We start from the raw sequence: 16,087 nt of genomic DNA, 5'->3' as shown, positions 1-16,087 counted from the left end.
TAATGCAACTAATATAATATCATGATTTGCATTTTTTTACAACGAACTAATAAATTAATGTATAAAACATGTAGAGTTATTTCTGGTGCAGATAAACATTTGAGTACAATACATTTTTTGTCGAAAAAAACCCTGCATTTGTCCGTTAAATTATGTCAATCTATTGACATTTCAAATGATATGTGTTAAACATAAATGTATTTGATTTTAATCAGATTACAGCGCAGCTTTCAAGACTTATTACAGATACTCATGATTTGATAATAAAAGGTGAAAACAATGCGTTTAATTTGATTTTCAGTAAAAGATATTTTTAAATTTTATTAACTGAAAGGATAAAAAAATGAAAAAAATTATAGCTTTTGTATTAGCTGCTGTTATGCTGTTTAGCATTTCTGCATGCTCCAATCAAGAAAACACTCCTAAAGAGCCACAAACAACTGCAAAAACCGGCTTGACAATGGGATACACCACTGAACCGGAAGGCCTTGATCCTCAGAGAACTGCAGCGGCATCAACTTTCTCCGTAACTAACAACATTTATGATACATTGGTATCTGTAACATCTGACTGGGAAATCACCCCAAGACTTGCAAAAGAATGGAATGTTTCCGAAGACGGTATGGAAATTACATTCACATTGAGAGATGATGTTTATTTCCACAACGGAAGACAAATGACAGCAAAGGATGTTGAATATTCCTTCAACAGACTGAAAGATGCAGAAAGCCCAAAAGCAAAAGATTATGAAAATATAGTTAAAATAGAAACTGTCGATGACTATAATATAAAATTTACCACTGAAACACTGGATGTGGAACTTTTAAAAAGATTTGCATACCCATGGACTGCAATAGTTCCTGAAGAAGCAGCTGATAATTTAAAAACTGCTCCCGTGGGAACTGGCGCCTTTAAACTGAAGGAGTGGAATCCTCAGCAGGATTTGACTCTTGAAAGAAATGACAATTATTTCGGTGAAAAAGCAATACTGGAAACAGTCAAGCTTGTATTGATACCTGATGCTACAAGCATGATGGCTAGCTTCCAGGTTGGAGACCTGGACATAATTCCATTAACAGGAGACCAGGTAACAATGGTTGAAAACAATGAAGCTTACCAGGTTATTTCAGAGCCTATGAATGCTGTGCAGATATTGTCAATTAATACTGACAATGAAATCCTGAAAAATGAAAAGGTAAGACAGGCAATGGCCATGGCTATCAACAAAGATGAAGTGATTGAAGCTTCCATGTTCGGCTACGGCGACAAAATAGGTTCACACCTTCCGCCAACTTCACCTGATTACTACGATACAAACAACGTGATTGAATTTAATCCTGAAAAGGCTAAGGAACTTTTGAAAGAAGCAGGATATGAAAACGGATTTGACATAAACATGACTCTTCCTAAAAATTATCAGCTTCACGTTGATGCGGGTCAGGTTATTGCAGATCAGCTAGGAAAAATCGGCATAAATGTAAACATTGAAATTGTTGAATGGGGAACATGGCTGAGCGATGTTTACACAGCAAAGAAATTTGATACAACTGTTGTAGGACACACAGGAAGACTTGATTCATATGCGTTCCTGGCAAGATACAAATCCGACAGCAATGATTATATAAGCTTGAAAACAGGCGAGGTAGACCAGCTTCTTGCTGATGCTCTCAAGGAACTTGATGAGAGCAAGAGAAAAGAAATATATAAACAAATACAAGTGATATTGGCTGAGAAACTTCCTGCCATCTATCTGCAGACACCGCGAACAATGCTTGCTCTTCAGAAAGACGTACAGGGTATGGAAATATTCCCAATAGACGTTTATGACTTCAGCACAGTAAGCTTTGCAGAGTAAGGTATGTAACGGGGTGAATTTATGTTAAGGTATGTTTTAGACAGAGTCAAAAGCTCGGTTGTTGTTTTGCTGGTTGTGTCAATCATAACATTTGCTGTATTAATGATCATTCCGGGGGACCCTGCCCAGCTTATTCTGGGAACAGAAGCAACTCCGGAAATGGTTCAGGAACTTCATACAGCAATGGGTCTGGACAGGCCCCTTTACCAGCAGTATCTTGGATGGCTTAATGACCTTCTTCATCTTGACATGGGAACATCCTATGTGTACGGGGAGTCTGTGAAATCATTGATTACAGGCAGTCTTCCTGTTACTCTTTCCATATCTGTATTTGCCATGATTATTGCTGTATTTTTGGCATTCTTGTTTGGAATGCTATCGGCAATTAAAAAGAACAGCATCATAGATTATTTTTCAAGAAGCATCATGCAGCTTGGAACAGCCATTCCTTCCTTTTGGATAGGAATGGTTTTTATTGTTTATTTCGGTCTTAAGCTTAAATTGTTTCCTGTATCGGGATTTGTTCCGCTCAGTGATAACTTCGCAGGATTCATAAAAAGCATAACACTTCCTTCTGTGGTTCTTGCAATAGGAGAAACAGGTACACTGTTAAGAATTGTAAGAAGTTCCATGCTTGATTCATTGAATCAGGACTACATGGACATGACAAAAGTAAAAGGGCTTGGGGCACGAAAAGTTTATGTTAAATATGCTTTGAGGGGAGCTCTCGTTGCACCGCTTACAATTATTGGAATGCAGTTTGCAAAACTTGCGGGAGGAACCGTCGTGGTTGAGACTATTTTTTCACTGCCAGGATTGGGCCGTCTGGTTTTGAGTGCCGTGGAGCACAGAGACATTGTTCTTCTCCAAGGCCTTGTTATGTTTATTACAGCAATGGTAATCTTCATCACATTGGCGGTGGATGTGCTGATAATGTTTATAAATCCAAGAATAAAATCCTTTCAGCGAGGAGAATAATAAATAAATGAAAAAAAATTTGAGCATCGCAACAGGTATCATATTGATTTTGCTTGTTTTAGCAATGTGGGGGCTGTCATTTGTATACATGCCGTACCCTCCAAATGAAATGAATATATCAGAGCGCTTTTTAAAGCCTGATTTCGATTCCGAACACATTCTTGGTACAGATAACTTCGGAAGGGATATCCTCAGCAGATTAATGTACGGCTCGAGAAATGTGCTGCTTGTGGGAATAGGATCTGTAACCCTTGGAACAACATTTGGCATAGCATTGGGAGCTGTTGCTGCAATGTTAAAAAAAGCAGCAAGCTCTGTTATCATGCGTATTATGGACGGGCTCATGTCATTTCCGGGTATTCTTCTTGCACTTATGATCGTAACAGTGGCAGGAAAAGGGCTTAAGGGTTCCATCATAGCCATAGCAATTTTCATGATTCCTGTTTTTGCAAGGCTTGTGTATTCAATGATACTTGATACGGAAAATCTTCTTTATATAAAGGCTGCAAAAAGCTATGGAACAACAAACAGTAAAATATTCTTCAAGCACTTTGTTCCTGCCATGCTGCCCAAGCTTGTAACTCAGTACAGCTCTGCCATAGGCTCTGCTGTTATGATAGAAACATCACTTTCATTTCTGGGTCTTGGAATTCAGCCGCCATATGCAAGCTGGGGACTGATGCTCAGCGAATCAAGGCAGTACTTCCTAACATATCCGTACCTTGCAGTGGCTCCTGGAATAGCAATAATAATTACAATTCTTGGATTCAATCTCATAGGAGACGGATTAAACGACATGCTCATCAACAGGAGGAGCCATGATGAATGAAATTATAAATGATAATACTGTAATATTAAAAAAACTTCATGTGAGTGACGCTGTAGGCAATACTCTTGTGAGCAGTTCATCCATGAACATTGAAAAGGGAGAAATTTTCGGACTGGTTGGAGAATCAGGTTCCGGGAAAACTCTCACAGCAAAGTCACTTATAAATCTTCTGCCTGATGATTTGATTTTCAGCGCTGATGAAATGATTGTTGCAGGGAAAAATATGCTTGAAATTTCTCTAAGGGATAAGAAAGCACACATTGGGAAAAATGCAGGCTATATTCCTCAAAATACAGTTTTTTTTCTTCATCCCATGATAAAAATTAAAAATCAAATTGCAGATGGTTTTATTGACCATACAAACAACAATAAAAAAGAAGCTCTTGTAAAAGCAGAAGGCATACTCAGCAAGGTAGGTTTTTCAAACCCAAAGTTGGTTTTAAACTACTACCCCTGGCAGCTGAGCGGAGGAATGAGACAGCGAATTAACATTGCAATGGCACTCATGAACGATCCTAAGCTCATTGTGGCTGACGAGCCTACAACTGCACTGGACAGCACCGTGCAAAAACAAGTTATGGAACTGTTCAGGTCAATCAATGAGGAGCTGAATATTTCAATACTTTTGATATCTCACGACTTGGGGCTGGTTAAAAACTACAGCCACAGCCTCGCTGTCATGTATGCAGGAGTGGTGGTCGAGTCAGGAACAACAAAATCAGTGTTTGAAAATCCAAAACATCCCTACACGCAGCTTTTAATAGACATAATTCCCACCATGAAGATCAAAAAGACAGAGCCCCTTGCAGAAATACCGGGTTATGTGCAGGAAAAGGGAAGGGACACAAAAGGATGTTTATTTAGAAACAGGTGTCCTAAGGCAATGGAAATATGCGAGACTTATGTCAAGGAACATGAAGAGGACGGTCATTATTTCAGATGCAATTTAGATTAAGAGGCTAATTATGAGCATTGAAGAAAACAAATCTGTTATAACAGCTAAGAATATAAGAAAAGAATATGTAGTGAAAAAGCACTTTTTAACCGGAAAAGTGAAAGAAAAAGTTGCTGCGGTAAAAAGTGTGAATTTTATAGTTGAAGAAGGAAAGACTCTGGGTATAGTGGGTGAATCGGGAAGCGGTAAATCAACAACCGGTGAAATTGTTGGGGGGCTTCAAAAACCCACATATGGCAGTGTTTATTATTACGGAAAAAATATTGCTGAAATGACTGCCGAAGAGCACAAGGAATACAGAAGAAATGTCCAGTTTATTTTTCAGGATCCCCAAGGTTCCATGGACCCCAATTATAAAATAGGCGAAATTATTTCCATGCCGTTATTTACTCTCAACATAGCAAGAGATAAAAAAGAAGCGAACAAGATGGTAGATGAAATACTTGCAAAGGTTGGACTTGATTTAAATATTAAAAACAAGTATCCATCTGAAATAAGCGGGGGACAGTGTCAGAGGGCAGCAATAGCAAGAGCTCTCATTGTAAGCCCAAAAGTGATAATATGCGATGAACCGGTTTCAGCTCTTGATGTTTCAATTCAAGCTCAAATAGTTAACTTGCTTAAAAAGCTTCAAAAGGAGCTTAATATTGCCTACATTTTTATTTCTCACGACATAGGTGTTGTAAATTACATGTCGGACACAATAATAGTAATGCAAAACGGTGCTGTTGTTGAAGCAGGAGATGCAAAACATGTTCTCCTTCACCCTGCGGAAGAATACACAAAAAAACTTCTGGACAGCGCTATTGTTAATTAAGAATTAAGAGTTAAAAGCTAAAGATAGAAAATTATGGACGTTATATAATATATGAAAGGTTACAATATCATTATGGACATACTGCTCAATGAAGATGAAAAAATAGAGGATTTACAATGCAACGGCTTAAAAATCATTCAAAACAAAAAATGGTTTTGTTTTGGCATGGATGCTGTACTTCTCACAAATTACTGCGACATTAAAAACAATTCAAAAATTGTGGACTTGGGAACTGGAACAGGAATCATTCCCATACTTTTAAGCGGAAAGAAAAATTATTCCAAGGCATATGCGGTTGAAATTCAGGAAGAAGTTGCAGAAATGGCAAGAAGAAGTGTTGAGCTCAACAATCTGCAGGATAAAATTGAAATTTTAAACATTGATTTAAACGATGTAGGGAAATATTTAGAGCCCAATTCATTTGATGCTGTAATTTCAAATCCGCCCTACAAGCTGAGCAACAGCGGCATTATTAACCCAACGGACAAAAAAGCAATTTCAAGGCATGAAATAAAGTGCTCTCTTGAAGACGTAATAAAAACTGCCGCAATGCTTTTGAAGCAGTACGGACGTTTTTACATGGTGCACCGTCCTGACCGACTGGCTGACATAATATGCCTCCTTCGAAAATACAGGCTTGAGCCTAAGCAAATTCGATTTGTTCACCCGAGAGCAGCAGAAAAACCAAACATGGTACTAATAAGGGCATCAAAAAACGGTAATCCGGAACTTAAATTTGACCCACCACTATATATTTACGACAATGAAGACAAGTACACAAAAGATGTGTATGAAATTTACGGAATGGAATTACCCGAATAAATAAACTTTGCTATAAAATAAATTTGATATTCAACACGTAGTGGCGGACCTCGTGTCCGCCCGTTGTCATAGGAACGAGGTTACTGTACCTTGTTATTATGTCAGATGACAACAACCCCGTCCCCTTGTCACTACAGATGACAACAACCCCGTCCCCTTGTCACTATTTTAAATTTATCGTCACTTTATCCAGCGGCTTAACTGTTGGCCCTTCAAGTATATTTCCCTTTATGTCGTATCTTGAGCCATGGCATTGGCAATCCCATGTTTTTTCTGCCTCATTAAATGAAACGCCGCACTTAAGATGAGAACAAACCGGGTTAATACAAAAATAATCACCCTTGTCATCCTTGTAAACTCCAACCTTTTTGCCGTTGTAGTTCACAATTTTTCCTTCCCCTTCCTTTACTTCAAGTATTTCATCGGGAACTATTGCAACTCTTTTCATGAATCCCGCGGCAATACTTTTCACAGAAGACAGAAATTCCTTTGAAGATTGCAGAGGAGTGAATCTGGAAGGATTGAAAATCTCAGAATAGTCATCATCAATCTTTAGAATTTTATTTCGCAAAATCAATGCTGCTGCAGCAGAATGAGACATGCCCCATTTTTTGAAGCCGGTTGCCACATACAGATTTTCGAAACTGTTGGAATAATGGCCGATGTACGGAATTTTGTCATAGGTCATGCAGTCCTGAGTGGACCATTTAGAAACTATTTCTGCATTCTTGAAGTTTTTAACCAGAAAATCTTCAAGCTCTTTGTAAGATTCTTCCTCATTGTCCTTTTCTCCTGCACGGTGATTGCCTCCGCTCAAAAGCAGTACATTTTCCTTGTCTGAAAATTGATAGCGCATTGAATAAATTGGGTCGTTGACATTTATGTACATACCCTCAAATGGTTCTTCATGGGTTTTGGCAGCAATGATATATGATTTATCCTGATAAAGTCTGAGAAAGTACAATCCGAAGCTGTCATCAAAAGGATAGTGGGATGCAACAACAACTTTATCTGCATAAATTTTTCCTTTTTCGGTTGCAACGGTAATGCCTTCGCTGTGAGGCTCAATGTTTAAGGCTCTTACATTTTCATATACTTCACAGGAATCAGATTTTGTTATTATGTCTAAAAGTTTGTACAGATATTTTAGGGGATTGAACTGGCCCTGGTTCTTCACTCCTACAGCAGCAAGGGCGTTGTTTGGAAGAGGTGTGTTTTCAGTATAATAACTGTCAATTCCAAGTTTTTTGTAAGCTTCAAATTCAGTCTTTATTTCTTTTACTTCACTTTCATCCACTGCATACACATATGCTGTCTGTTCTTTGAAATCGCAGTCTATGTTGTTTTCCTGGATTATTGTTTTAACCAAATTCAAGCCTTCCTGGTTTGCTTTCAGATATTGTTGTGCTTCATCCAAACCAAAGTTATTTATAAGGTAATCGTAAATAAGGCTGTGCTGTACTGTTATTTTTGCAGTTGTATAACCGGTTACTCCGTAACCTATACTGGTTGCTTCAATTATTCCTATTTTAAAGCCGCTGTTTCTTAACAGGTATGCTGTTGTAAGTCCTGTAAGGCCTCCCCCGATTATCAGCAGGTCAAATTTTTTACCATCAAGACTGTCTTTGTTTTCGGATGTTTTTGGTTTGCTTCCGGCCGTTTTGTGCCAGTATGAATCCCTGGGATATTCCATATTATCCTCCTAATTTGTGAATTTCATATTTAATTATTCTTTCAGAAAAAAGTCAATTTATTCCTTGACTTTAAAAACATTTTAATATATCATAATACAGAAACAAAATAATAATAATGACGGTGACTGGAAGAGTAACTGCAGTAGGATTCAAAGAGATACAATCATATGGTGGGAGATTGTAATTCTGAATGCAGCGAAGATCATCCACGAGTTTAATTTCCGAAGATGAGTAAGAAATTACGTATAAATGCGTTAAATTTTCAAGATGCATATTTAATTTATTTATATGTAATTTGGGTGGTACCGCGGATTTCGTCCCATGTCTTTAGACATGGGACTTTTGTGTATGCCCTAACCCCATTTTCAGAGGTTTTTCTGAAAATGGCGGTAGGTCAACCGCAACGAATTCCCAATATATGCGACCGGAGGGAGCAAATATATTGGTGAATGAGACTGCGCAGCATGTAATATAGCCGTGGTGCAATAGAATACAAAAATATATAACACAGGAGGAAAAGATGAAGTTATTTAAAGACATATCAAAAGCCGATTATAAAACAAATGAGCATGAGATATCACAATACTGGAAAGAAATTGATCTTTTGGACAAAAGCGTTGAAACCAGAAAAGACAGTAAACCTTTTATTTTTTATGAAGGACCGCCTACAGCAAACGGCAGACCTGGAATTCACCATGTAATTGCTAGAACGCTGAAAGACTCCGTATGCCGATACAAGACAATGGAGGGTTACCAGGTAAACAGAAAGGCAGGATGGGACACACACGGACTTCCTGTTGAAATAGAAGTTGAAAAACAATTAGGACTTAAAGACAAAACAGACATAGAGAATTACGGTATAGATAAGTTCAACGAAAAATGCCGTGAATCTGTATTCACATACGAAGGACTGTGGAGACAGATGACAGAGCGTATGGCTTACCTCATAGACCTTGACCATCCTTACATCACATTGAACAATGATTATATTGAATCAGAGTGGTGGATACTTGACAACATGTTCAAGGACGGACTCATGTATGAAGGACACAAAATACTTCCATACTGCCCTAGATGCGGAACAGGTCTTGCATCTCACGAAGTAGCACAGGGATACGAAGAAATCAAGACAATGACTGCATATGTAAAGTTCAAGAAAAAAGATGCAGACGAATATTTCTTAGCTTGGACAACAACACCATGGACACTTTTGTCAAACGTAGCTTTGACAGTGCATCCTGATGTTGATTACATTAAAGTAAGAACACTGGACAAAGAAGACAAAAATGGCGAAGTTTATTATATTTCAAAAGCTTTGGCAAGCGCAGTAATAAAAGAAGAATATGAAGTGCTTGAAGAAATGAAGGGCAAGGACCTTGAGTTCATGGAATATGAGCAGCTTATGCCATTTGTAAATGTTCCTGAAGGTAAAAAAGCATTCTTTGTGACTTGTGCTGATTATGTAACTACAGAAGACGGTACAGGAATAGTACACACTGCTCCTGCATTTGGTGAAGACGACTACAACACAGGCGCAAGATACAATCTTGCTGTATTAAATCCTGTTGATGACACAGGACGTTTCAGAGGAACACCTTGGTCAGAAATGTTTGTAATGGATGCAGATGCACCAATTTTGGCATGGCTTAAAGAAAACGGAAAACTGTTCAGAAAAGAACCGTTCCTTCACAACTATCCACACTGCTGGAGATGCCATACACCACTGTTGTACTATGCTAGACCAAGCTGGTACATCAAGATGACAAACCTTAAAGATAAGCTTATAGAAAACAACAACTCAGTTGAATGGTATCCTGATTTTGTTGGTGAGAAACGTTTTGGAAACTGGCTTGAAAACTTAAACGACTGGGCTATATCAAGAAGTCGTTACTGGGGAACTCCGCTTCCTCTTTGGAGATGCGACTGCGGCCATGTTGAAAGCATAGGCTCAAGAAAAGAACTGGCTGAAAAAGCTGTTGAAGAAATAGATGAAAACACTATTGATCTTCACAGACCATACGTTGATGACGTCCATATTGTATGCCCTAAGTGCGGCAAACATATGACAAGAGTTAAAGATGTTATTGACTGCTGGTTTGACTCAGGTTCAATGCCTTATGCACAGTGGCACTATCCTTTTGAAAACAAGGAAAACTTCGAAGACTTATTCCCTGCAGACTTCATCTGCGAAGGAATAGACCAGACAAGAGGATGGTTCTATTCACTCATTGCCATATCAACATATGTGAGAGGACAATCACCATACAAGAGAGTTCTTGTTAATGACCTTGTTCTTGACAAATTCGGTAAGAAAATGTCCAAATCAAGAGGAAACACAGTTGACCCGTTTGATTTGTTCGACAGATACGGCGCTGATGCTTTGAGATGGTACTTGTTGTTTGTATCACCTGCATGGTCACCTACAAAATTTGACGAAGACGGACTCAAGGAAGTGCTGAGCAAGTTCTTCGGAACAATTAAGAATGTTTATACTTTCTTTGCATTGTATGCAAATACAGATTCAATAAATCCAAAGGAATTCTTTGTAGAATACAAAGATAGACCTGAACTTGACAGATGGATAATCTCCAAGTACAACAACCTTGTAAAATATGTTCGTGAAAGCATGGCTGTTTACGACCACAACAAGACAGTTAGAGCAATTCAGGATTTCGTGAACGAAGATTTGTCAAACTGGTACATCAGACGTTCAAGAAGAAGATTCTGGGTTCCTGAATTGACAGAAGATAAAAAAGCAGTTTACAACACAACTTATGAAATATTGGTAGGAATAGCACAGCTTACTGCACCTTTTGCACCGTATCTGTCAGAAGAAATCTACAGAAACCTTACAAACGAGCCATCAGTGCATTTAAGCTACTATCCTGAATACCATGAAGAATTAATAGATGCAAATGTTGAAGAGAGAATGGACCTTGTGAAGGATCTTGTTAAACTTGGAAGAGCATCAAGAGAAAATGCAAAAATCAAGGTTCGACAGCCTATAAGAAGAATCCATATAGACGGAAAATATCAAAAACTGATTTCAGATTTAGTACCGTTAATCAAAGAAGAACTGAATGTAAAGGATGTTGTGTTTGAACACGACCTCAATGAATTCATGGATTTCTCCCTGAAACCAAACTTCAAGGTTGCAGGACCAAGACTGGGAGGAAATGTTAAGGCATTTGCTGGAGTATTGGCTAAATCAAATGCTCTTGAAATAATTTCAACAGTTCAGTCAGGCAAGGTATTCGAGCTTGAAGTAAACGGCGAAAAAGTTTCAGTCGACGAAGAATTATTAGACATCCGTATTTCTGCTAAGGAAGGCTACGATGTTTCAACAGGCAACAACCTGTTCACAATAATAGACACATTCCTTACTGAAGATTTGCTCAACGAAGGATATGCAAGAGAATTCATATCAAAGGTTCAGCAGATGAGAAAGAACAACGGATACGAAATGATGGATAGAATCAAAATATTCTACAACGGTTCAGAAGAAATAGACAAAGCCGTTAAAGAATTTGAAGATTTCATCAAGAGTGAAACTTTGGCAGACTCAATTGAAAAAGCAAGTGACACTTTTGAAGTTCACAACTTAAACGGAATCGACACAGGAATGAAATTAGAAAAAACAAGCAAATAAATGAAACAATAAGTAATGGCTGATGTACATGATGTACATCAGCCATTTGTATTAACTCTTATGAGGTTATTCACTATTTGATATAAGCCCTGCCAGTTCACCCTGTTTCATTCAACAACAATCCACACCGCGTCATCCTGAGCGTTAGCGAAGGATCTCATCTTTAAATCTAATTTTACATAATATTAAACATTAGATAAATTTATTTGTACAATTATTACTCTAAATGCAGCAAATCCAAAACCTCTTTTACCTTAACGGCACTTATCTGTCCTGGAGCAGAAGTGTTCTTAAGGGCTGCAAATGTCATGCATGAGCCGAACAATTCTCCTGACAGCCTTGTAATGGCACCCAATCTTCCCATGGACATGGTTATGCATGGAAATCCGTATTTATTTTTTATTTCCATGGTGGCAGATAAAAGTTCAAGGACATCTTCATCACATGTAGGCATCACTGCAATTTTGGAAATGTCAGCTCCGTTTTCCTGCATTTTCACAAGTCTTTTTATAATTTCGTCCTTGTCAGGGGTTTTATGAAAATCATGATTTGACATAACAACTTTAATATGTTTTTCATGAGCAAAAGCTACGGCTTTCCTTAAACTTTCCTCATGGCTGAAAAGTTCAATATCTACCATGTCTATAAGTCCGCTGTCTGTTGCCATATGTATGAGTTCAAAGTAGTTTTCTTCAGACATGTCATGAACCCCTCCTTCTTTTTTTGTTCTGAATGTAAAAAGAAGAGGTTTAAAATATATTTCCCTGATTTTTTTAAGGAGATCAACTACCTTTGAAAAATCATCCACATCTTCATAAAAATCAATACGCAGTTCTGCCAGGTCTTGATCAACTTGATTTAAATCATTAAATTCATCAAGTATGCTGGTTATATTTTTTCCTGTAAGAGGGATGCATATTTTAGGCAAGCCGCTGTTGAATATTAAATTTTTGCACTGTATTGTCTTCATCATGATACTCCTCATTAATAATTTAATTGCAAAAACATTTGTTTATTTTTCAAACCGTAGGGGCTGACCTCGTGTCCGCCCGTGTTATTAATTCAATTATTTTCGGGAGGACAGTAGCCCCTCTTACATTATTGAAACAACTTTGTTATCAATCTGAAAGTTGAGCAGTAACTCAGACTATTGACAAACCGTAGGGGCAGACCTTGTATCCGCCCGTATAATTAATTCAATAATTTTGTTATATGCGGGAGGACACGAGGTCCTCCCCTACAATGTTGAATGTCAACCTTATAGCAGCATAGCTGCTATTTTTAATTATAGTATAAATGTAATTTAAAAGAAATGTTTTTGTTTTTTAAATTAATACAACTACCCATAAACAAGGAAAACCATAGTTTCAACGGTGAAAACCTTACCACAAAAATATGTTGAAATTGCAGTATTTTGATTGACAATGAATTGTTTTTAGTAATATAATTATATAAATTGGGTGAAGAGTTTGTTTTTGTACCTAGATTTATGTTTACATTGCGTTAATATTGGTTATTACTAAGCTGAAAGGTTGTGAGTAGATGAAAGGTTTAGGTGTCTCACCAGGCATTGGAATTGGAAATGCTTTTATTATTGATAAAAAAGCAATGAACATTGAAAGAAAGCATGTCATTGACACAGATTCAGAAATAAAAAGACTTAGAAATGCCTTGGAAATTGGGAAGAACCAATTAAATGAACTATATTTAAAAACCTTGGAAGAAGTCGGTGAAAAAGAAGCACAAATTTTCAAGTCTCACGAAATGATGCTTGAAGATGACACTTTTTCATCAGATGTTGAAGTAAGAATTAAAAATGAAAACATAAATGCTGAATTTGCAATCAATGAAACATCAGACACTTATATTAAGCTGTTTGAAAATATAGAAGATGAATATTTAAGAGAAAGAGCCGATGACATCAGAGATGTAATGACAAGAGTCATTAAAATCCTGCTTGGCATAAATAACACGGATTATTCAAAATTAGAGGAAAACTCCATAATCATAGCTAAGGACCTGACTCCTTCAGATACAGCCCAGATAGATAAAAAGAAAGTGTCTGCAATGATAACCGAAATGGGAGGAAAGACATCCCATGCAGCAATAATTGCAAGGATAATGGGAATTCCAACAGTTGTAGGGCTTGAAAATATTACAAACAAAATTAAGCCAAATGATTTTGTTATTTGTGACGGAAAATCAGGAAAAGTCCTGATAAATCCAAATCAGAAACAATTAAAATATTACACGCAGAAAAAAGAAAAAGAAGAAGAAGTAGGCAATGAACTTAAGAAGCAAATAGGTCTTTCAACAGTAACAAAGGATGGATTCGAAGTTTCGTTATCTGCTAATATAGGAACACCCAGGGATGTGGACATGGTCCTGGAAAATGACGCTGAAGGAATAGGTCTTTTCAGAAGCGAATTTATTTTCATGAACAGAGAGCTGTCTCCTACTGAGGACGAACAGTTTGAAGAATACAAGGAAGTTCTTTTAAGAATGAACAACAAGCCTGTAATAATAAGGACTCTTGACATAGGCGGAGACAAGAACGTTCCCTATATAGACATACCAAAGGAAATGAATCCTTTCCTGGGTTATAGGGCAATAAGGCTTTGCCTGGGAAACATAGATGTTTTCAGAACACAGCTCAGGGCAATTTTAAGAGCAAGCATTTACGGCAACGTGAAAATTATGTTTCCTATGATTTCTACCATGAAGGAATTAAAAGATGCAAAGAAAATCCTGGAAGAAGCAAAATTAGAGCTTAAGAAAGAAGGCAAGTCTTTCAGGGATAACATAGAAATAGGAATAATGATTGAAATCCCGTCGGCTGCCATCATATCCGACATGCTGGCCAGAGAAGTTGACTTTTTCAGCATTGGAACCAATGATCTTATTCAGTATACATTGGCAGTTGACAGAATGAATTCAAAATTGTCGCACCTTTACAGCCAGTACCATCCTGCTTTATTGAGACTTATAAAAAGCATTATAGAAAATGCACACAAGGCAGGAATATGGGTTGGAATGTGCGGTGAAGCTGCAGGAGATCCAAAACTGATTCCTGTATTTCTGGGAATGGGACTTGATGAATTCAGCATGAATGCTCCTTCGGTATTGAAGTCCAGATATATTATAAGAGGGCTCAAGAAAAAAGAAATGGAAAAAGTGGCAGACAACACTCTGAATCTGGAAAATGCAGTGGAAGTTGAAGATTATTTAAGCTGTTTGTTTGCAGATGAAAATGACAGCTATTTAAAAAGATGTAAAATCAGGAGCAAGACAAATGACTAAAAAAGTATCTATAGTGTTTCACAGCGTATGCGGCAACAATTATCTTATGGCAAAAGAATTTTACAAGGAATTTGAAAGCCAAGGTGCAGAAGTTAAGATGTTAAGGGTTAATGACCCAAATCTTGAAGAGCTTGCAAAACAATTTACAATTGCAGGACAGTACAAAAACGAAATGCTCAGCATTGATGAAGCAAGTCCTGAAAAGCTTCTGGACTCAGACATAATATTAATGGGTTCGCCAACATATTACGGAAATGTATCAGGAGCAATGAAATCTTTCATGGATGCATTCTCTCCTTATTGGACGGGAGCACAGTTCTGGGGCAAAAAACTGTTTGCATTTTCCACATGTGCAAATGGGCAAGGTGGAGGAGATATGTGTCTTAATGCAATCAATATTTTCGGACAGCACATGGGAATGACAAATGTTCCTGTACCTTCAAACCTGGTGTCAGGTCAAAGTTTCCCGGCTTACGGGCTTTTGCACTACGTTGGAGATTATTCAAACATGAGACCCAGCGGATTTACATTGATGGCTGTAAAGGCCATGACGGAAAGATTGTTAGAACTTTAATATAAACGACTTGGCCGCAAGGTTAAGTCGTTTTTCATAGATTTGACTGATTTATCCTGCTGTGCTAATATAGTTACAGCTAAAAGAATAGAGGGAATGAAATGAAATATAAAGTTAAAAGAAAACAGCAGGTCAGCAAGGGATGCTTCATATGCGGAACTGAAAACCATGAATCTTTGAAAACAAAATTTTATGAACTTGAAAACAATGAACTTATGTCCATATCAACGCCTACTCCAACACATCAAAGCTATCCGGACAGAATGCACGGCGGAATAATATCAGCAATACTGGATGAAGTAATAGGAAGATCAATCATGATACTTGAACCTGATGCATGGGGAGTGACGGTGGAACTTAACATCAAGTACAAAAAGCCCGTTCCATTAAGCAAGCAAGTAAAAGCAACAGCAAGAATAACAAGGAACACAAGGCTTATATTTGAAGGAACAGGAGAAATTCTTTTAGAAGACGGAACTGTTGCAGCAACAGCATATGCAAAATATGTAAAAATGCCGATTGAAAAATTAATTCAAGATACAGGAGGAGACATGTCTCTTATGATAGATGATGAAACACCGTCTCCGGAAGAAGTGGAATACTAAACGAACATA

At 37.6% G+C, this 16,087-nt stretch carries 12 protein-coding genes and 1 other annotated feature; of the genes, 10 read left to right on the top strand and 2 right to left on the bottom strand.

The features are described 5' to 3' along the window. The first annotated feature begins 343 nt into the window (after positions 1–343). Genes BN358_RS07930 through BN358_RS07905 form a run of 6 tightly spaced genes read left to right on the top strand, consistent with a single transcriptional unit; the run spans position 344 to position 6,256 of the window. On the top strand, positions 344–1,855 hold the full coding sequence (locus tag BN358_RS07930) for an ABC transporter substrate-binding protein (protein ID WP_019228694.1): 1,512 nt from the start codon (positions 344–346) through the stop codon (positions 1,853–1,855). Between the two features lie 21 nt (positions 1,856–1,876). Then, the gene (locus BN358_RS07925; RefSeq protein ID WP_019228693.1) at positions 1,877–2,833 is read left to right on the top strand and encodes an ABC transporter permease; all 957 of its coding nucleotides are present in this window, start codon (positions 1,877–1,879) and stop codon (positions 2,831–2,833) included. A gap of 7 nt (positions 2,834–2,840) precedes the next feature. Then, positions 2,841–3,662 (top strand): ABC transporter permease, encoded by an 822-nt coding sequence (locus BN358_RS07920; protein ID WP_019228692.1) that lies wholly within the window; start codon positions 2,841–2,843, stop codon positions 3,660–3,662. Further along, positions 3,652–4,617 (top strand): ABC transporter ATP-binding protein, encoded by a 966-nt coding sequence (locus tag BN358_RS07915; protein ID WP_019228691.1) that lies wholly within the window; start codon positions 3,652–3,654, stop codon positions 4,615–4,617. Before BN358_RS07920 ends, BN358_RS07915 begins: the two co-directional genes overlap by 11 nt. A 10-nt stretch (positions 4,618–4,627) precedes the next feature. Next, positions 4,628–5,434: an ABC transporter ATP-binding protein gene (locus BN358_RS07910; RefSeq protein ID WP_019228690.1), complete on the top strand. Its 807-nt coding sequence runs from the start codon at positions 4,628–4,630 to the stop codon at positions 5,432–5,434. A gap of 51 nt (positions 5,435–5,485) precedes the next feature. Beyond that, positions 5,486–6,256, top strand: coding sequence for a tRNA1(Val) (adenine(37)-N6)-methyltransferase (locus tag BN358_RS07905; RefSeq protein WP_019228689.1), 771 nt, complete (start codon positions 5,486–5,488; stop codon positions 6,254–6,256). Positions 6,257–6,419: 163 nt separating this feature from the next. On the opposite strand, the gene BN358_RS07900 is transcribed toward BN358_RS07905, so the two are convergent. Continuing rightward, positions 6,420–7,949, bottom strand: coding sequence for an FAD-dependent oxidoreductase (locus tag BN358_RS07900; RefSeq protein WP_019228688.1), 1,530 nt, complete (start codon positions 7,947–7,949; stop codon positions 6,420–6,422). Positions 7,950–8,062: 113 nt separating this feature from the next. After that, positions 8,063–8,275: a binding site (T-box leader), on the top strand. A gap of 195 nt (positions 8,276–8,470) precedes the next feature. Between BN358_RS07900 and ileS the strand changes: the two genes are divergently transcribed. Further along, the gene (gene ileS / locus BN358_RS07895) at positions 8,471–11,599 is read left to right on the top strand and encodes an isoleucine--tRNA ligase (RefSeq protein ID WP_019228687.1); all 3,129 of its coding nucleotides are present in this window, start codon (positions 8,471–8,473) and stop codon (positions 11,597–11,599) included. A gap of 217 nt (positions 11,600–11,816) precedes the next feature. On the opposite strand, the gene aroD is transcribed toward ileS, so the two are convergent. Continuing rightward, complete coding sequence (gene aroD, locus BN358_RS07890) at positions 11,817–12,572, bottom strand: type I 3-dehydroquinate dehydratase (protein WP_306461326.1); 756 nt, start codon at positions 12,570–12,572, stop codon at positions 11,817–11,819. A 569-nt stretch (positions 12,573–13,141) separates the two neighbouring features. Between aroD and ptsP the strand changes: the two genes are divergently transcribed. The 3 genes from ptsP to BN358_RS07875 all read left to right on the top strand — a co-directional run bounded on the left by ptsP (position 13,142) and on the right by BN358_RS07875 (position 16,078). Continuing rightward, a complete protein-coding gene (ptsP, locus tag BN358_RS07885; protein ID WP_019228685.1) occupies positions 13,142–14,899 on the top strand; it encodes a phosphoenolpyruvate--protein phosphotransferase in 1,758 nt (585 codons plus the stop codon). Further along, complete coding sequence (locus tag BN358_RS07880; RefSeq protein ID WP_019228684.1) at positions 14,892–15,473, top strand: flavodoxin family protein; 582 nt, start codon at positions 14,892–14,894, stop codon at positions 15,471–15,473. The genes ptsP and BN358_RS07880 overlap by 8 nt, the downstream gene beginning before the upstream one ends. Positions 15,474–15,574: 101 nt before the next feature. Then, complete coding sequence (locus tag BN358_RS07875) at positions 15,575–16,078, top strand: PaaI family thioesterase (protein WP_019228683.1); 504 nt, start codon at positions 15,575–15,577, stop codon at positions 16,076–16,078. Positions 16,079–16,087 lie beyond the last annotated feature (9 nt).

The sequence above is a fragment of the Sedimentibacter sp. B4 genome, from assembly GCF_000309315.1.
In the GTDB taxonomy this organism is placed as follows: domain Bacteria; phylum Bacillota; class Clostridia; order Tissierellales; family Sedimentibacteraceae; genus Sedimentibacter; species Sedimentibacter saalensis.
This window is presented reverse-complemented; position numbering and strand designations above follow the sequence as displayed.